Below are 17,580 nucleotides of genomic sequence, written 5' to 3' on the forward strand. Positions count from 1 at the left end.
AGGAGGAATGTATTCTACGATGGTGAATCGGCGCGGCCCAAGCGGACGCCTCATGCTGGCGATTGCACATCACGGCGCGCCCGGTTTGCGTCGTTTGTTCGCTGCCGTTTTCACGTTCACTGTCCGACCCGTTGCCTATGTCACCGACCGCCCGCTCCAGTTCGATCCGCCAGGATTCCGAATCCGCCGAACCGCTCGAATCCGCCGAACCGCTCGAATCCGCCGACGACGATGCCGTCGATCAGCACGAAGCCGGCGAGGAAAAGCTGCGCTCGGGCATCCAGTCGATCGAAGTGGGCTTTCGTCTGCTCGAGGTGCTCACGCACGAGCCGCGCGCGATGATGCTGCGCGATCTCGCGCAGCGCGCGGCGATGAGCCCGGCGAAAGCGCACCGCTATCTGGTGAGTTTCCAGCGCCTGGGCGTCGTCGCGCAGGACCCGCTGACGGGCCGTTACGAACTCGGCGGCTTCGCGTTGCAACTGGGGCTCGCGCGGCTCGCGCGCGTCGACGGCGTAAAGCTCGCGCGCGTCGCCCTCGCCGAACTGCGCGACCGGCTCGACATGACGGTGGGCATCGCCGTGTGGGGCAACCAGGGGCCGACTGTCGTGCACTGGATGGAATCGAGTTATCCCGCGAAGGCATCGCTGAAACTCGGCGATGTGATGCCGATGCTCAGTTCCGCAACGGGGCTGCTGTTCGCCGCGTACCTGCCGCGCGGCAAGACGGCCGCGATGATCGAACGCGAGCTCGCACAGACGCAGCGTTGGGCCTCGGCCAACACACCGTCCACGCCGGAGGACGTCGAGCGCGTGCTCGAAGACGTGCGCGCGCATGGCGCGGCGCGCGTCGAAGGCATGTTGCTGCCGACCATACACGCGTTCTGCACGCCCGTGTTCGATTCGAACGGCGATCTCGCGCTCGGACTGATCGCGCTGGGTCACGAAGGCGCGTTCGACATCGCGTGGGGCGGCGCAGTCGATACCGCTTTGCGCGAGTGCGCGCAGAAGCTGTCCTACGAACTCGGGTATAGCCCGACGCCCCGATAGGCCTTCGGCAATACGATAACCCGCACGACGAACAGCACGATTAACCACACGATGAACGCGTGCCGGCGGCGCCCGGTCGAAACGTCTTTAACCGCGTTCCGCGTTCAACCTACTACTTCCGATGTCGTCTCCGTTCGCTGTCCGCACCGTTTCGCATGTGCAACTCTCCGCAGCGCAGCGCCGCTCGTCGCGGCTGCGGTGGGCCGGCGTGCTGGCGGCTGTCGCCGGCGCGCACCTGATCGCCGCGCTATGGTTCGAACGACATCACGAGACTTTCAAGCCGGTTGCGCCGGAGCACGTTCCCGTGCAGGTCGCGCTGCTCAAGCCGGAGCGCATCGAAACACAGGCGGCCGGCTCTCCGCCGCCCGCCGTCGCGAAGCCCGCAGCGCCCAAACATGGTGCGCAGAAGCCGCGTGAGCACGCGCTGACGGCGACGCGTCCGCGACCGTCGGAAGCGCCGGCGACGAATGAAGCCGCTAGCGCGCCTGTCGACACTTCGGCCGCTTCGGATTCAGCGGTTGCGTCCTCTGCGGCAGCCCGGCCCGCCGCAAACTCAGGACCCGGCATCGGCCAGGGCAACGCGCCACAAGCGACGCCAGGCGTGAAGTTTTCCGTGCCGCCATCGGGCGATCTGCAATACGACACGTTCTACAACGGCGTTCGCAATCAGCCCGGCACGATTCACTGGACGAGCGATGGCCACTCGTACGATATGGTCGTTTCGGTGCCTCTGCCGTTTGTCGGCACGTTCAGCTATTCGAGCCACGGGCACGTCGACGCGTTCGGTCTCGCCCCTGATCAGTACGTCGAAAAGCGCGGCCGTCGCGGCGAAGACGTGACGACGTTCAATCACGACACGAAGCAGATCGGCTTCACGCGCACGCCTGATACATTGGCGCTGCCCGACGGCGCGCAGGACCGCTTCAGCATGGTGATGCAGCTCGCCAGTCTGGTGCGCGGCGATCCGGACGCCTATCAGCCGGGCGTCACGCGGCAGTTCTACGTGACGGACAACGATAGCGGCGAGATCTGGCCTATCGAGACGATAGGCGACGAAACCGTGCGCACCGGGCAAGGATCGATCGATGCGCGGCATTTCATGCGGCTGCCGCGCCGCGAAAACGACCGCCGTCGCATCGACGTGTGGCTTGCGCCGTCGCTCGGCTGGCTACCGGCGCGCCTCGTGCAGACGGAACCGAACGGCACGCAGATCGAACTCGTGTGGCGCGGCAAGCTCGCGCCGCCGGATGTCAACGACACCTCGTCGTCTTCTTCCGACGACACCTCGCCGGACAGCGCCCAACCCTCCGTCACCGATCCCGGCGCGGGGCCCGAAAAGCCCTGATGCAAGAAGGCCCTTGGCGCTGCGGGATACTTAACAATCGAGGCCGTACTCGTCCTCAGAAACTTCTGTCGCGTGCGTGAATCGCACGACGAGCAGCGCTCATCGCGCGAACGGTTCATGCGCATCCCATGATGCGAATCGAAAGACCCGGATCGCATGAACGATTGATTCACTCGTTCTTTCATTGCGACATCACTTATGGAGTCCGCATGCAAATCAATGTGAATGGCATCGATACGCGCTACATCCTGAGCAATGAAGGCGGAGGCCCCTGGCTCACGTTCATCCATCAGCTAGGCGGCGATCTGTCGATATGGGATCAGCTCGCCGGTTTTTTCCGTGACGAGTACACGGTCTTGCGCTACGACGTGCGCGGTCACGGTCAAACGGCCGTATCAGACAGGCAGGGCGGCGTTGCGGATCTGTCGCAGGATTTGCGCGCGCTGCTGGATGCGCTTGGCGTAAAGAAGACGCATCTTGTCGGAATGTCGATGGGCGGCATGATCGCGCAGCAGTTCGCACTCGATAACCCGCATCGCGTGGAGACACTGACGCTCACCGACACGCACGCCGCCACGCCATCCGACAGCCGCGCTCTTTGGGAACAGCGCGCGGCGATGGTGCGCAACGAAGGTGTCGGCGCGCTCGCGCAAGCGACGATGGAACGCTGGCTGACGCCCGGCTTCCGCGATGCGCATCCCGAAGTCGTCGAACAGATTTGCGAGGTGTTCGAGAACACTTCGTCTGAGGGTTATGCGCATGCGTGCCTTGCACTGCGCGATTTCGACGTGAGCAGTAGACTGAAGGAGATTGCCCTTCCCACTCTCACAGTGGCTGGACGCCACGATGCAGGCACGCCACCTGCTGCTACACAGGCAATAGCGGATGCCATCCGGGGAGCGAGATTCGAACTGCTAGACGCGGCTCACCTCGCACCCGTCGAGCAATCGCAACGTTTTACGGCTTTGCTTGAATCGTTTCTGCAGAAACTGGTCTAATAAACAGGTCCGGGATCTTCAACGCGTCAGGCCGGACCCACCCCTTGAATTCCAAACCATGGGCTCCATCTACGGTGCAACACTGGCCCGGAGCCATCGGAAATAAGGAGTGTCGCCATGCAAATGATCTACAACAGCCCCAACTATTGTGTCGTCGAGTTCCCGCCGCAGGACGGGCATATCGCGATGAGGTCCGGTGGGTATGAGATCGTCGACAAGAACACGCAGCGCGAGATTTATATCGACGGCGTGATGGCAGCCAGTTTTCGCGAGCATGTGCAAAAGCTCATCGAAGACGAACCGACGCTAGACGAAGTGGACGAGTTTCTCGGTCAATTCGACAGCCTGATGAATCAGCCGGTCATTCTTCACTGACCCATCGGCGCCGCTGACGCCAACTCCAGGCGACACGTCCCTAATCGACCCCGCCCGGCTTGCCCGGCGGGGTTTTTCGTTTTCATGGATTTGCCGTTTTTATCGGCGGGTCCGCCCGTTTCGCGGCGCGCCGCGCCACGCAAGGCGTACACCTCGCGCAAACGGCGAAAGATATACTGCCCGCGCTCCATTACCAGCAACCGGCGGGCCCTGCGCGCAGGCACGGACCGCAAAGCCGCGTCGCGCGGCGAGTTCGCGGCCATCCGGCTACAATATTGAGTTTCCTGAAAAAGTCGGCAGAGCCAGCCGGCACGAGCGCGATCAGACCATGAACCAGCCCGCCAAGTCAGCCCCATCAGTCGCCAACGCCGGCGCCGCCTACACGCGCGGCGCGGCCCTGCCCGCGTTGCTCGAATCGCGCATCCTGATTCTGGACGGCGCGATGGGCACGATGATCCAGCGCTACAAGCTCGACGAAGCCGCCTATCGCGGCGAGCGCTTCAAGGACTATGCGCGGGACATCAAAGGCAACAACGAGTTGCTGTCGATCACGCAGCCGCAGATCATCAGCGAGATTCACGAGCAATATCTCGCGGCGGGCGCCGACATCATCGAGACGAACACGTTCGGCGCAACGACCGTCGCGCAGGCCGATTACGGAATGGAAGAACTCGCCGTCGAGATGAACCGCGAATCGGCGAAGCTCGCGCGCGCCGCGTGCGACAAGTATTCGACACCCGACAAGCCGCGCTTCGTCGCCGGCGCGATCGGGCCGACGCCGAAGACGGCGAGCATCTCGCCCGACGTCAACGATCCGGGCGCGCGCAACGTCAGTTTCGACGAACTGCGCGCCGCGTACTACGAGCAGGCGAAAGCGCTAATGGAAGGCGGCGCGGACCTGTTCCTCGTCGAAACGATCTTCGATACGCTGAACGCAAAGGCCGCGCTTTTCGCGCTCGACGAGCTGTTCGACGACACCGGCGAGCGCCTGCCCATCATGATCTCGGGCACGGTGACGGACGCATCGGGCCGCATTCTGTCGGGGCAAACGGTCGAAGCGTTCTGGAATTCGCTGCGTCACGCGAAGCCGCTCACGTTCGGCCTGAACTGCGCGCTGGGCGCCGCGCTGATGCGTCCGTACATCGCGGAGCTGGCGAAGCTTTGCGACACCTACGTATCGTGCTATCCGAATGCCGGCCTGCCGAATCCGATGAGCGACACGGGCTTCGACGAACTGCCCGCCGATACGTCGGGCCTCCTGAAGGAATTCGCGCAGGCGGGTCTCGTGAACATCGCGGGCGGCTGCTGCGGCACGACGCCGGAACATATCGCCGCGATCGCGAAGGCGCTGAACGAAGTGAAGCCGCGCAAGTGGCCGAGCCAGTATCGCGACGTCGCCTGAAGCACATTAACGCTGCACGGACGGCCGCCCGCAGAACCCATTGAAGCAACGACGAAACACGCACAGACCATGACCGATCACACGATGCGTCTCTCCGGCCTCGAGCCGTTCAACGTCACTTCGGGGACGCTCTTCATCAACGTCGGCGAACGCACCAACGTGACGGGCTCGAAGGCATTCGCGCGGATGATCCTGAACGGCCAGTTCGACGAAGCGCTGGCCGTCGCGCGCCAGCAGGTCGAAAACGGCGCGCAGGTCATCGACGTCAACATGGACGAAGCGATGCTCGATTCGAAAGCGGCGATGGTGCGCTTCATGAATCTGATCGCGTCGGAGCCGGACATCGCGCGCGTGCCGATCATGATCGACTCGTCGAAGTGGGAGGTGATCGAAGCGGGCCTGAAGTGCGTGCAGGGCAAGGCGATCGTCAACTCGATCTCGATGAAGGAAGGCGAAGACAGCTTCCGCCGCCAGGCGAAGCTGATTCGCCGCTACGGCGCGGCTGCCGTCGTGATGGCGTTCGACGAACAGGGCCAGGCCGACACGTTCAAGCGCAAGACTGAAATCTGCAAGCGCTCGTACGACATTCTCGTCAACGAAGTGGGCTTCCCGCCGGAAGACATCATCTTCGATCCGAACATCTTCGCCATCGCGACGGGCATCGAAGAGCACAACAACTACGCCGTCGACTTCATCGAAGCGACGCGCTGGATCAAGCAGAACCTGCCGTATGCGAAGGTGAGCGGCGGCGTGTCGAACGTGTCGTTCTCGTTCCGCGGCAACGATCCGGTGCGCGAGGCGATCCACACCGTGTTCCTCTACCACGCGATTCAGGCGGGCATGGACATGGGCATCGTCAACGCGGGTCAGCTGGGCGTGTACGCGGACCTCGACGCCGAATTGCGCGAGCGTGTCGAAGACGTGGTGCTGAACCGCCGCGAAGACGCGACCGACCGCATGCTCGAAATCGCCGACAAGTTCAAGACGGGCGCAGCGAAGAAAGAAGAGAACCTCGAGTGGCGCAACCAGGGCGTCGAGCAGCGTCTCGCGCATGCGCTCGTGCACGGCATCACGAACTTCATCGTCGAAGACACGGAAGAGGCGCGCGTCAAGATCATGCAAGGCGGCGGCCGCCCGATCAACGTGATCGAAGGCCCGCTGATGGACGGCATGAACATCGTCGGCGACCTGTTCGGCCAGGGCAAGATGTTCCTGCCGCAAGTCGTGAAGTCGGCGCGCGTGATGAAGCAGGCGGTCGCGCACCTGATTCCGTTCATCGAGGAAGAAAAGCGCCAGCTCGCCGAAGCGGGCGGCGACGTGCGCGCGAAAGGCAAGATCGTCGTCGCGACCGTGAAGGGCGACGTGCACGATATCGGCAAGAACATCGTCTCCGTCGTGCTTCAGTGCAACAACTTCGAAGTGGTCAACATGGGCGTGATGGTCCCGTGCAACGAGATTCTCGCGAAGGCGAAAGTCGAAGGCGCGGACATCATCGGGCTGTCGGGCCTGATCACGCCGTCGCTCGAAGAGATGGCCTACGTCGCATCGGAAATGCAGCGCGACGACTACTTCCGCGTGAAGAAGATTCCGCTGCTGATCGGCGGCGCGACGACTTCGCGCGTGCATACCGCCGTGAAGATCGCACCTAATTACGAAGGCCCTGTCGTGTACGTGCCGGATGCGTCGCGTTCGGTGTCGGTGGCGTCGAACCTGCTGTCCGACGAAGGCGCCACGAAATATCTCGACGAGCTGAAGGCCGACTACGACCGCATTCGCAAGCAGCACGCAAACAAAAAGGCCCAGCCGCTCGTCACGCTCGCAGAAGCCCGCGCGAACAGGGCGAAGATCGACTGGAACGCATATCAGCCTGTGAAGCCGAGGTTCATCGGCCGGCGCGTGTTCAAGAACTTCGACCTGAACGAGCTCGCGAACTACATCGACTGGGGCCCGTTCTTCCAGACGTGGGATCTCGCCGGTCCGTACCCAGCGATCCTGAACGACGAGATCGTCGGCGAATCGGCGCGGCGCGTTTTCTCGGATGCGAAGTCGATGCTCGCGCGCCTGATTCAGGGCCGCTGGCTCACGGCGAACGGCGTGATCGCGCTGCTGCCGGCGAACACGGTCAACGACGACGACATCGAAATCTACACGGACGAATCGCGCAGCGAAGTCGCGCTGACGTGGCGCAACCTGCGCCAGCAAAGCGTGCGCCCCGTGGTGGACGGCGTGATGCGGCCGAACCGCTCGCTCGCCGACTTCATCGCGCCGAAGGATTCGGGCGTCGCCGACTATATCGGCATGTTCGCGGTCACGGCGGGCCTGGGCGTCGACGTGAAGGAAAAGCAGTTCGAGCAGGATCACGACGACTACAGCGCGATCATGCTGAAGGCGCTCGCCGACCGCTTCGCGGAAGCGTTCGCCGAAGCGATGCATGCGCGCGTGCGCCGCGACCTGTGGGGCTATGCGCAAGATGAGAGTCTGTCGAACGACGACCTGATCGGCGAGAAGTATCGCGGCATCCGTCCCGCGCCCGGCTATCCGGCATGCCCGGATCACCTCGTCAAGCGCGACATGTTCGCCGCGCTGCAAGCCGGCGAAATCGGCATGAGCGTCACCGAATCGCTTGCGATGCTGCCTGCCGCGAGCGTCTCTGGCTTCTATCTCGCGCATCCCGACAGCACCTATTTCTCGGTCGGCAAGATCGGCCAGGATCAACTCGAGGACTACGCGCGACGCATGTCGCTGTCGAAGGCAGACGCGGAGCGCGCGCTCGCGCCATTGTTGTAAAAGGGGTACGCGCGGGCGGCAGGACTATATCGCTGGCCAGAGGCTGAATATTTCCAGTTGAAAGGCCCAGCGAATATTTTCGGCTTTGTAGACTGAAAACGCTTCATCCTGCCTGCCCGCCAGACGCGACCGCAAAAACGCGTCGGCTCAACGACTTGCAACAGTCAACGGAGAGAAATCGTATGAAGAAGCTGACGCTGATGTTGACCGCGTTATCGCTCGCCGCCGTCGCGCCGCTCGCCGGCGCCCAGCCTCAGGCCCCGGGCGGATCGAGCTCGGTGAGTTCCTATTCGCCGCCTACCGTCACTCACGTGAAGAAGCCGAAAAAGAACAAGATGAAGAAGGGCGCGTCCGCTCCCGCGACCGCGCCGGAAGGCGCAAGCCAGTAACGCGCGAGCGCGGCGTCGTGACAAAAAAGCCCATCGCGAGATGGGCTTTTTCATGGCCGGATGCAGCAGATGCACGCTCGGCCGGAATCGATTCCATGTATGCGCCGCCACGTTCACGACAGCGCGCACTACAGCGAGCAGGACCACTCGACGCCGCCTCCGCACGGCCTCACGGGCACAACCGAAAGCCGCTCAGAGCCCCCAGACGATGTCCGTATTGTCCTTCTGCGCAGCGCGCAGCATGTCGAGGAACGGGAACGCGCGTTGTGCGAGTCCGATCGGAATCTCGTGCGTGTCGTGGCCTTCCTCCCCTTCGTGGAAGTGGCCTTCATGCTCGGCGAGTTCCTGCTTGTCGGTCACGATCGCCGCTTCGAGCTTCGAGATCGCGACGCCGAGTTCGTCGTGGTTGATTACACCGCGTGGGCCGAGCCGCTTGCCGATGATTCCCAGCAGATATTGGGCGAGATTCTCCAACATCACCACATCGGGGGCGGAGCGGCACTTGAAAGTAATCAGCATGACTGTTCCCTTTTCGTTATGTTGGCTTCTCCCACGGCCGGCCGCATGATGCTCGTAGCGGTCGGCCCCACGGGTTCCGTTGGCGCGCCGGCTGCTTGCTCGGGTGTTGCCGGTGGCCACGGCCCCTGCTGGGCATCTCATTGGACATATTAGCACCTGCTAAAATCCGGCTTGACGGAAAAAGCTCGCCGCGGTGCGTCCGGGCACGCTGCATATGCTGTGCCGCTTCGCCGCCGCGCATGTCCGGCTATCTGCACGGCGCGCGCCGCGCAGCGATCACCGCCTTTTCGCGCCGCCGCGGCGTCACGCTCGCGACGCGCATCCGGCGCTCAAGCGCTTCCCACGCCGTCGACGGCCTGGTTCCGCGCCGTATACGGCGCTGCCCGCTTCATCGGACTGCCTCACTGGACTCGCAACAAGCATGCTGCCTGCACACAAACAAACTCTCGAAACCCTGCTGACCGACGTCGTCAAGCAGGTCGCCCAGGCCACTCAAGGTGAATCCGAAGCCGCGTTCGTCGCGCCGGCCATCACGCTTGAACGACCGAAAGTCGCCGCGCACGGCGATGTCGCGTGCAACGTCGCGATGCAGATCGCCAAGCCGCTGCGCAGCAACCCGCGCCAGCTCGCGCAACTGATCGTCGATGCGCTGCTCGCGCATCCGCAGGCCAAGGGCCTCGTCGACAGCGCCGAAGTGGCCGGTCCTGGCTTCATCAACTTGCGTCTGTCGGCCGCTTCGAAGCAGGCCGTGATCGCCGCGATCTTCGAGCAGCGCGAAACGTTCGGCCGCTCGACGCGCGACGCGGGCAAGCGCGTGCTGGTCGAGTTCGTGTCGGCCAACCCGACGGGCCCGCTGCACGTCGGACACGGCCGCCAGGCCGCGCTCGGCGACGCAATGTCGAACGTGCTCGCGTCGCAGGGCTATGCCGTGCATCGCGAGTTCTACTACAACGACGCGGGCGTGCAGATCGGCAACCTGGCGATCTCGACGCAGGCGCGCGCCCGAGGCCTGAAGCCCGGCGACGCGGGCTGGCCCGAAAGCGCGTACAACGGCGAATACATCGCCGACATCGCGCGCGACTACCTGAACGGCGAAACCGTATCGGCGAGCGACGGCGAGCCCGTCAAGGGCGCGGGCGACGTCGAGGACCTCGAAGCGATCCGCCGTTTCGCCGTTGCCTATCTGCGTCACGAGCAGGACATGGACCTGCAGGCGTTCGGCGTAAAGTTCGACCAGTACTACCTCGAATCGTCGCTGTACAAGGAAGGCCGCGTCGAGAACACGGTGAAGGAGCTGATCGACGCCGGCAAGACCTACGAGCAGGACGGCGCGCTGTGGCTGCGCACCACCGACGACGGCGACGACAAGGACCGCGTGATGCGCAAGTCCGACGGCACGTACACGTACTTCGTGCCCGACGTCGCGTATCACGAGACGAAATGGCAGCGCGGCTTCACGAAGGTCATCAACATCCAGGGCTCGGATCACCACGGCACGATCGCGCGTGTGCGCGCCGGTCTGCAAGGGCTCGGCATCGGCATCCCGAAGGGCTATCCCGACTACGTGCTGCACAAGATGGTCACGGTGATGCGCGACGGCCAGGAAGTGAAGATCTCGAAGCGCGCGGGCAGCTACGTGACGGTGCGCGATCTGATCGAATGGTCGGGCGGCGCGCTGCCGGGCCAGGAAGCGGCGCCCGATCTGCTCGACGAAGAGACCATCCGCCGCGGCCGCGATGCCGTGCGCTTCTTCCTGATCTCGCGCAAGGCCGACACGGAGTTCGTGTTCGACGTCGACCTCGCGCTCAAGCAGAACGACGAGAACCCGGTGTACTACGTGCAGTACGCGCACGCGCGCATCTGCTCGGTGATCAGCGAATCGAAGTCGCGCTACGCCGCGGATGAAGCCCTGCTGCCGTCCGTCGATCTGTCGCCGCTCGACAGCGAGCGCGCGATGGCGCTGCTGCAGAAGCTTGCCGAATTCCCCGACATGCTGGCGCACGCCGCCGACGAGCTCGCGCCCCACGCAGTGGCGTTCTATCTGCGCGATCTCGCAGGCGAATTTCACTCGTTCTACAATGCCGAACGCGTTCTCGTCGACGAAGAAGCGCCGCGCAATGCGCGCATCGCGCTGCTCGCGGCGACGCGCCAGGTGCTGGCGAACGGCCTCGCCGTGATCGGTGTATCGGCACCCGCCAAAATGTAATCTCCACGCGCTTTAATTAAGACGTCAGGCGGATGACCGTCGCTATAATCGACGGTCATTCCAGATTTCCTTTTGCAGGTGAAACAGACGATGGCAAAACCGCGCCGCACAACGAAGCAATCGAAACAGACCGGGGGCACTTTTCTCGGTATCGTGCTGGGCCTGATCGTCGGCCTGGCCATCGCGGTGGTGGTGGCGCTCTACATCACGCGCGCGCCCACGCCGTTCGTCGCGAAGGTCGCGCCGCCCGCCGCGTCCGATAGCGGCGCAAGCCAGCCTCAGTACGACCCGAATCGTCCGCTACAAGGCAAGAGCCCCGGCCAGCCGGTGCCGCAAGCCGCGCAGCCCGCGCCGCCCAACACGGCGCCCGGCCAGACCACGAACCAGTCGCAGACTTCGGGCATGCTCGAAGAGCCGCAGATCGTCGAAGTGCCGCCGTCGAACAACGGCGTCGCCGTCCCGCCCAAGCCCGCTGAGGACAACGGCGCGAACGCGAACAACGGCACCAGCAACAGCAACACGATGGCGATGAACCAGCCGCGCAAGCCGCCGCAAGCGAACAGCGCGCCGAGCATCGCGAACAACGCACCGAATCAGCCGAAGGCCGGCGCGACGCCGAATGCGAACGGCACGCCGCCCTCCGCCGCCGACGCTAACACGGGCTATCTGCTGCAGGTCGGCGCGTACAAGACGTCCGCCGACGCCGAACAGCAGCGCGCGCGGCTCGCGTTCCAGGGCTTCGAATCGAAGGTCACGCAGCGCGATGCGGGCGGTGTGACGTACTATCGCGTTCGAATCGGCCCGTTCTCGAAGTTCGAGGACATGAACACCACGCGTCAGCGCCTGTCCGATGCGGGCGTCGACACTGCCGTCATCCGCTTCACCAAGCAGTGATTCACACGCAGTAACGGGTTGTCTCGCGCCGCCGCTGAACCTTCAGCGCGCAGCGCGAGTCTCATGTGCGGCAGACGCCTGCCGTCGAACCGTTGCGGTCGCGGCGCGCCAATGCCCGCCACCGTTACTTCCCCTGATTGGGTTCACAAGACATGAAAAAACTGCTGAGCATTCTTTTCCTCTCTCTCGGCCTCGTCGTGAGCGCGGCGCAAGCGGCGACCGCCGCGCCCGTCGCCGGCAAGGACTACACGGTGCTGTCCACGCCGCAGCCCGTCGAGGAGCCCGCCGGCAAGATCGAAGTCATCGAGTTCATGTGGTACGGCTGCCCGCACTGCAACGAGTTCGATCCGTATCTGGAATCGTGGGTCAAGAAGCAGGGCCCGGACGTCGTGTTCAAGCGCGTGCCCGTCGCGTTCCGCGACGATTTCATTCCGCACTCGAAGCTCTATCATGCCGTCGACGCGCTCGGCCTCGCGAACCAGCTGACGCCGACCATCTTCCACGAGATCCACGTCAACAAGAACTATCTGCTGACGCCGGAAGATCAGGCAAAATTTCTCGCGAAGAACGGCGTCGATTCGAAGAAGTTCATGGACGCGTACAACTCGTTCTCGACGCAGAGCGCGATCCAGCGTGACAAGAAGCTGATCGAAGACTTCCGGATCGACGGCGTGCCGACGCTGGCCGTGCAGGGCAAGTACGAAACGGGCCCCGCGCAGACAAACAGCCTGCCCGGCACGCTCCAGGTGCTCGACTACCTGGTCGGACAGGTTCGCGCGAAGAAGATGTAATTCCATTCACGCACGACGGCCGGTATGAGTTCACCGCTGAAGGTTTTCATCACCGGCGCGTCGAGTGGCATAGGCGAAGCGCTCGCCGCCGAATATGCGCGGCGCGGCGCAATTCTCGGCCTCGTTGCCCGTCGCGGCGACGCTCTCGCCCACTTCCAGCAGTCCCATCCCGAGAACGCAATTTCCGTGTATTCCGTCGACGTACGGGACGCGGATGCGCTCGCTCATGCTGCGCGGCAGTTCATCGCGGAACACGGCTGCCCCGATATCGTGATCGCGAACGCGGGCATCAGTCACGGCGCCGTGACGGGCCACGGCGATTTGCAGGCGTTCCGCGATGTGATGGACGTGAACTACTTCGGCATGGTCGCGACGTTCGAGCCGTTCGCGTCGGCGATGGTCGCCGCGCGCAAGGGCACGCTCGTCGGCATTGCCAGTGTCGCGGGCGTGCGCGGGCTGCCGGGCTCGGGCGCGTACAGCGCGTCGAAGTCGGCGGCGACGAAGTATCTGGAAGCGCTGCGCGTCGAGATGCGGCCGCTCGGCGTGTCGGTGGTCACGATCGCGCCCGGCTATATCCGCACGCCGATGACCGAGCGCAATCCGTACCCGATGCCCTTCCTGATGGACGCGGACCGCTTCGCCGAAAAGGTCGCCGATGCGATCGCGCGCAAAACGCGCTTCGCGATCTTCCCGTGGCAGATGCGCTTTGCGGCGATGCTGCTGTATGTGCTGCCGCGCTGGCTCTACGACGCCGTCTTCGAAAAGGCCCCGCGCAAGCCGCGCGCCGCCCGTTGAATCATGATCGCGCGTGCCGTCGATGCTGCCGGTATCGAACACGCGAAAGCGGATAGCGGCGCGCGCATCGTGTCGCTGGTGCCGAGCATCACAGAACTTCTCTTTGCATTGAAGCTCGACGCGCAGATCATCGGGCGAACGGGTTTTTGCGTGCATCCGCGCGACAAGGTGCGCAAGGTGCCGAAAGTCGGCGGTACGAAGGCGGTGAAAATCGATGCCGTTCGCGCGCTGCGACCCACTCACGCGATCGTCAACATCGACGAGAACGAGCGCGAGACCGTCGAGACATTGCGCGAGTTCGTGCCGCATATCGTCGTCACGCATCCGCTTGCGCCGACCGACAATGTCGCGCTTTACGCGCTGCTCGGCGCGATTTTCGACCGTGAGAACGAGGCGCAACAATTGGCCGTCGCGCTTCGGACGCAACTCGATGCAGCCGCTGCGCGCGCGTGGCCGCGGCAAAACGTTCTCTACACGATCTGGCGCGAGCCGTGGATGACAGTCGCGCGCGACACCTATATCTCGGCGATGCTGCGCCTCGTGAACTGGCAAACGTCGCCGGCCGTGCAAGGCGGCGAGAAAGGTGCAGCCCGTTATCCGTCGTTCGATTTCGACGCCGCGTGGCTCGATGACGTCGATCGCGTGCTGCTGTCGAGCGAGCCGTATCGCTTCACGCAGCAGCATTGCGACGCGCTCAGACAGGATGTCCGCCTCAAGGGCAAACGGATCGAGCTGATCGATGGCGAGATGGTGTCGTGGTACGGCTCGCGCACAATCGACGGCATCGCGTATCTTTTGCGCTACGCCAGCCGCTAGCGCGAACGCGTAACCATACCGTTATGCGGATTCAATTGTTGTCGCTGCCGTAAGCGTTCGATAAGCTTGCGCCAGCGCCGGCGGAACGTGACGCAATGCGCCGGCACCGAATCCGTATCAGAATGAAAATACGTGAAGCACCTGCCCGGAGCGCGCGCAGTGCACGACAGAATGCACGACGCCGCCCCGCCACGAAGAATTCGAAATTCCGGGAGATCTTATGCGTTTCAAGCTGCTCGCCGCCACGACGCTGACGGCCCTCGCCATTGCACCCGCGCTGACCATCGCAAAACCGCTTACCGTTTGCACAGAATCGAGCCCCGATGGCTTCGACGTCGTTCAATACAACTCGCTCGTCACGACCAACGCATCGGCGGATGTGATTTTCAACTCGCTCGTGTCGTATGACGAGGCGGCGAAAAAAGTCGCGCCGTCCCTCGCCGATAAGTGGGACGTGAGCGCCGACGGCCTCACATACACGTTCCATCTTCATCCGAACGTGCAGTTCCAGACCACCGACTACTTCAAGCCGACGCGTCCGCTGAATGCCGACGACGTCGTGTTCACGTTCGACCGCATGCTCGACGACAACAACCCGTGGCACAAGGTGGCGGGCGCGAGTGGCTTTCCGCATGCGCAGTCGATGGGGCTCGTGAAGCTGATCAAGTCGGTATCGAAGGTCGACGACAACACGGTGAAGTTCGAACTGAACGAGCCGAACGCGACCTTCGTGTCGATCCTGACGATGGGTTTCGCGTCGATCTATTCGGCCGAATACGCGGACCAGTTGCTGAAGGCCGGCAAGCAGACCGATCTGAACGCAAAGCCGATCGGCACGGGTCCGTTCGTGCTGAAGAGCTACACGAAGGACTCGATCATCCGCTATGACGTGAATCCGTCGTACTGGGGCCCGAAACCGAAGATCGACCGGCTGATCTACGCGATCACGCCCGATGCCGCCGTGCGCGCGCAAAAGGTGAAGGCGGGCGAATGCCAGATCGCGCTGTCGCCGAAGCCGCAAGACGTCGCGGACGCGAAGAAGGACAAGTCGCTCGCCATCGTGGAGACGCCCGCGTTCATGACCGCGTTCGTCGCGCTCAACACGCAGAAGAAGCCGCTCGACAACCAGAAGGTGCGCGCCGCGCTCAACATGGCGTTCGATCGCACGTCCTATCTGAAGGCCGTGTTCGACAACACGGCGACGCCCGCGAACAATCCTTATCCGCCGAACACGTGGAGCTATGACAAGGCCGTGAAGCCGTGGCCGTACGACACCGACAAGGCGAAGAAACTGCTCGCGGAGGCAGGCTATCCGGACGGCTTCTCGACGACGATCTGGGTGCGTCCGACCGGCAGCGTGCTGAATCCGAATCCGAAGGCGGGCGCGGAAATGCTACAGGCCGATTTCGCGAAGATCGGCGTGAAGGCGGAAGTGAAGGTGATCGAATGGGGCGAGCTGATCAAGCAGGCGAAGCAGGGACAGCACGACACGCTGTTCATGGGCTGGGCCGGCGACAACGGCGACCCGGACAACTATCTGTCGCCGCTCTTCAGCTGCAATGCGGTGAAGTCGGGGATCAACTTCGCGCGCTACTGCGATCCGGAACTCGACAAGCTGATCGAGCAGGGCAAGCAAACCGCGGATCAGAGCAAGCGCACGAAAGCGTATCAGGCCGCGCAGCAGATCATCCACGATGAGGCGCTGTGGATTCCGCTCGGGTATCCGACGGCGACCGCCATCACGCGGACGAACGTACACGGGTATCACGTCAGTCCGTTTGGCCGGCAGAATTTTGGGGCGGTGGTGGTGCAGTAGTCCCCGTCGTTCACGAAACGGTCGGCATTCGGCGGCCCGAGCGCAATCGCGTTCGGGCCGTTTTTCATTCGACAGTGGCTCGACGTGCGTTTCACGCAAGCGTGCGAGCTTGTCAGAGCACAGGTGACAAGCCCGCGCCCTTACTGCATTTCGAAGCGAATCACCCCATCCCCGCCCTGCACGCGCTTCATTTCCCCCTCGAGCCACAACAGGTGCAGGTGCGCGAGCGCTTCGCCCATTGCAAACGTCATCTGATGGATGTCGAGTTCGCGTTTGAACATAATGGGCACGATGTCCGCCGCGCTGCACGGCTTCTGCGCGCAAGCGGTGCGCACTTCAGCAAGGCGTGCCGCGTGATGGTCGCGCAACTGAAGAATGCGCGTTTGCAGCCCGCGAAACGGCTTGCCATGCGACGGCAGCACGAGCGTATCGGCGGCCATCGTTTCATAGCGGCTGAGCGAACCGAGATACAGCGCGAGCGGATTGCCTTCAGGCTCGATATCGAACACCGACACGTTCGTCGAAATGCGCGGCAACACCATATCGCCGGAAATCAGCACGCCGTCCGCTTCGGCGTGCAATGCGCAATGCTCCGGCGAATGACCGAAGCCCGTCACGACGCGCCATGTGCGTCCGCCGATCGTCAGCGCATCGCCCTCGCGCATGCGCCGGTATTGGCGCGGCACCGACGGCACCAGGTTCGAGTAGTAGCTCTTGCGATTGCGCAGCTTGTCCAGCGACGTCTCATCCGTCAGCCCATGCCGCGCGAAATGCCGCGCCGCGCCCTCGCCGCCCGCGTTCGAGCCGTCGCCCGCCGCCATCACGCGGCCGAGCATGTATTCGCCGAGCGTGATCCACAGACGCACGTTCCAGCGCTTCTTCTCGCCGCCTTCGCACAGCCAGTCCGCGAGACCGAGATGATCCGGATGACAGTGCGTGACGATCACGCGCAACACGGGAAGACCTTCGAGCATCGTATCGAACAGCGTCTCCCAGTTCGCGCGGATCTCGTCCGAAGCGATGCCGCAATCGACGATCGTCCAGCCCTTCTGCCCGTCGATCTCGTCGCGCAGCAGCCAGAGATTGATGTGATCGAGCGCGAACGGCAGCGGCATGCGCAGCCAGTAGACGCCGGGCGCGACCTCCTGCGTCGTGCCCGCGGCGGGCATCTTGTCGGCGAACGGGTATTCGAGTTGGTGTTCGAGAGCATTCATCGTGGGGGTGTCCTCCGTCGGCCGCGTGCCGCATCGGTGAGTCGCAAACCGTGTGCGTCGTGCGGCGCGGGTTGCGCTTTGTTCAGGTTGACGATAACGTAAACGTCGATTCTAACGTTCAATCCGTTTTTGTGCCCGGCCGTGCGAAAAGCCGAAAAGGTCGGACACGCCAGACGATTCGATGAAC

Annotated in this window: 15 protein-coding genes; 13 read left to right on the plus strand and 2 right to left on the minus strand. The window is 63.5% G+C overall.

Features of this window, described 5'->3' with window-relative positions; all coding sequences use genetic code 11:
* Nucleotides 1-137: 137 nt before the first annotated feature.
* The 7 genes from BN2476_RS11295 (at nucleotide 138) to BN2476_RS11330 (ending at nucleotide 8,342) form a co-directional block, all read left to right on the plus strand.
* The gene (locus BN2476_RS11295) at nucleotides 138-1,046 is read left to right on the plus strand and encodes an IclR family transcriptional regulator (protein WP_087734228.1); all 909 of its coding nucleotides are present in this window, start codon (nucleotides 138-140) and stop codon (nucleotides 1,044-1,046) included.
* A 121-nt stretch (nucleotides 1,047-1,167) separates the two neighbouring features.
* Nucleotides 1,168-2,391, plus strand: coding sequence for a DUF3108 domain-containing protein (locus BN2476_RS11300; RefSeq protein WP_087734229.1), 1,224 nt, complete (start codon nucleotides 1,168-1,170; stop codon nucleotides 2,389-2,391).
* Nucleotides 2,392-2,600: 209 nt separating this feature from the next.
* Entirely contained in the window at nucleotides 2,601-3,389 is a 789-nt protein-coding gene (pcaD, locus tag BN2476_RS11305; protein WP_087734230.1) for a 3-oxoadipate enol-lactonase, read from the plus strand.
* Between the two features lie 117 nt (nucleotides 3,390-3,506).
* The gene (locus tag BN2476_RS11310) at nucleotides 3,507-3,764 is read left to right on the plus strand and encodes a BTH_I0359 family protein (protein ID WP_087734231.1); all 258 of its coding nucleotides are present in this window, start codon (nucleotides 3,507-3,509) and stop codon (nucleotides 3,762-3,764) included.
* Between the two features lie 328 nt (nucleotides 3,765-4,092).
* Complete coding sequence (locus BN2476_RS11320) at nucleotides 4,093-5,166, plus strand: homocysteine S-methyltransferase family protein (RefSeq protein WP_087734233.1); 1,074 nt, start codon at nucleotides 4,093-4,095, stop codon at nucleotides 5,164-5,166.
* 39 nt (nucleotides 5,167-5,205) lie between these two features.
* The gene (metH, locus tag BN2476_RS11325; RefSeq protein ID WP_162497872.1) at nucleotides 5,206-7,953 is read left to right on the plus strand and encodes a methionine synthase; all 2,748 of its coding nucleotides are present in this window, start codon (nucleotides 5,206-5,208) and stop codon (nucleotides 7,951-7,953) included.
* Between the two features lie 182 nt (nucleotides 7,954-8,135).
* Nucleotides 8,136-8,342: an acid-shock protein gene (locus BN2476_RS11330; RefSeq protein ID WP_087734234.1), complete on the plus strand. Its 207-nt coding sequence runs from the start codon at nucleotides 8,136-8,138 to the stop codon at nucleotides 8,340-8,342.
* Nucleotides 8,343-8,534: 192 nt separating this feature from the next.
* Here the strand turns inward: BN2476_RS11330 and BN2476_RS11335 are convergent, their stop codons facing one another.
* Nucleotides 8,535-8,861 (minus strand): DUF1840 domain-containing protein, encoded by a 327-nt coding sequence (locus BN2476_RS11335; RefSeq protein WP_087734235.1) that lies wholly within the window; start codon nucleotides 8,859-8,861, stop codon nucleotides 8,535-8,537.
* 421 nt (nucleotides 8,862-9,282) lie between these two features.
* Here BN2476_RS11335 and argS point away from each other — a divergent pair, with 421 nt between their 5' ends.
* From argS to BN2476_RS11365, 6 genes are all read left to right on the plus strand, one after another.
* Entirely contained in the window at nucleotides 9,283-11,067 is a 1,785-nt protein-coding gene (gene argS, locus BN2476_RS11340; protein ID WP_087734333.1) for an arginine--tRNA ligase, read from the plus strand.
* Between the two features lie 90 nt (nucleotides 11,068-11,157).
* Nucleotides 11,158-11,961: an SPOR domain-containing protein gene (locus tag BN2476_RS11345; RefSeq protein WP_087734334.1), complete on the plus strand. Its 804-nt coding sequence runs from the start codon at nucleotides 11,158-11,160 to the stop codon at nucleotides 11,959-11,961.
* Between the two features lie 152 nt (nucleotides 11,962-12,113).
* Entirely contained in the window at nucleotides 12,114-12,752 is a 639-nt protein-coding gene (locus tag BN2476_RS11350) for a thiol:disulfide interchange protein DsbA/DsbL (RefSeq protein ID WP_087734236.1), read from the plus strand.
* A 24-nt stretch (nucleotides 12,753-12,776) separates the two neighbouring features.
* Nucleotides 12,777-13,547 carry an SDR family oxidoreductase gene (locus BN2476_RS11355; RefSeq protein WP_087734237.1) on the plus strand — a complete coding sequence of 257 codons (771 nt, stop codon included), beginning with the start codon at nucleotides 12,777-12,779 and terminating at the stop codon, nucleotides 13,545-13,547.
* Nucleotides 13,548-13,550: 3 nt separating this feature from the next.
* Entirely contained in the window at nucleotides 13,551-14,363 is an 813-nt protein-coding gene (locus tag BN2476_RS11360; protein WP_087734238.1) for a helical backbone metal receptor, read from the plus strand.
* Nucleotides 14,364-14,583: 220 nt separating this feature from the next.
* On the plus strand, nucleotides 14,584-16,179 hold the full coding sequence (locus BN2476_RS11365; RefSeq protein ID WP_087734239.1) for an ABC transporter substrate-binding protein: 1,596 nt from the start codon (nucleotides 14,584-14,586) through the stop codon (nucleotides 16,177-16,179).
* A 140-nt stretch (nucleotides 16,180-16,319) separates the two neighbouring features.
* Here the strand turns inward: BN2476_RS11365 and BN2476_RS11370 are convergent, their stop codons facing one another.
* On the minus strand, nucleotides 16,320-17,393 hold the full coding sequence (locus BN2476_RS11370; RefSeq protein ID WP_087734240.1) for an MBL fold metallo-hydrolase: 1,074 nt from the start codon (nucleotides 17,391-17,393) through the stop codon (nucleotides 16,320-16,322).
* Nucleotides 17,394-17,580: the final 187 nt, after the last annotated feature.

The organism is Paraburkholderia piptadeniae (genome assembly GCF_900007165.1).
Classification (GTDB): domain Bacteria; phylum Pseudomonadota; class Gammaproteobacteria; order Burkholderiales; family Burkholderiaceae; genus Paraburkholderia; species Paraburkholderia piptadeniae.

Coding starts and splice junctions, on each gene's coding strand:
- pcaD (WP_087734230.1), top strand. CDS start 2,601: ATGCAAATCAATGTGAATGGCATCGATACGCGCTACATCCTGAGCAAT.
- argS (WP_087734333.1), top strand. CDS start 9,283: ATGCTGCCTGCACACAAACAAACTCTCGAAACCCTGCTGACCGACGTC.
- BN2476_RS11310 (WP_087734231.1), top strand. CDS start 3,507: ATGCAAATGATCTACAACAGCCCCAACTATTGTGTCGTCGAGTTCCCG.
- BN2476_RS11300 (WP_087734229.1), top strand. CDS start 1,168: ATGTCGTCTCCGTTCGCTGTCCGCACCGTTTCGCATGTGCAACTCTCC.
- BN2476_RS11365 (WP_087734239.1), top strand. CDS start 14,584: ATGCGTTTCAAGCTGCTCGCCGCCACGACGCTGACGGCCCTCGCCATT.
- BN2476_RS11295 (WP_087734228.1), top strand. CDS start 138: ATGTCACCGACCGCCCGCTCCAGTTCGATCCGCCAGGATTCCGAATCC.
- BN2476_RS11370 (WP_087734240.1), bottom strand. CDS start 17,393: ATGAATGCTCTCGAACACCAACTCGAATACCCGTTCGCCGACAAGATG.
- BN2476_RS11330 (WP_087734234.1), top strand. CDS start 8,136: ATGAAGAAGCTGACGCTGATGTTGACCGCGTTATCGCTCGCCGCCGTC.
- BN2476_RS11355 (WP_087734237.1), top strand. CDS start 12,777: ATGAGTTCACCGCTGAAGGTTTTCATCACCGGCGCGTCGAGTGGCATA.
- BN2476_RS11320 (WP_087734233.1), top strand. CDS start 4,093: ATGAACCAGCCCGCCAAGTCAGCCCCATCAGTCGCCAACGCCGGCGCC.
- BN2476_RS11350 (WP_087734236.1), top strand. CDS start 12,114: ATGAAAAAACTGCTGAGCATTCTTTTCCTCTCTCTCGGCCTCGTCGTG.
- BN2476_RS11360 (WP_087734238.1), top strand. CDS start 13,551: ATGATCGCGCGTGCCGTCGATGCTGCCGGTATCGAACACGCGAAAGCG.
- BN2476_RS11345 (WP_087734334.1), top strand. CDS start 11,158: ATGGCAAAACCGCGCCGCACAACGAAGCAATCGAAACAGACCGGGGGC.
- BN2476_RS11335 (WP_087734235.1), bottom strand. CDS start 8,861: ATGCTGATTACTTTCAAGTGCCGCTCCGCCCCCGATGTGGTGATGTTG.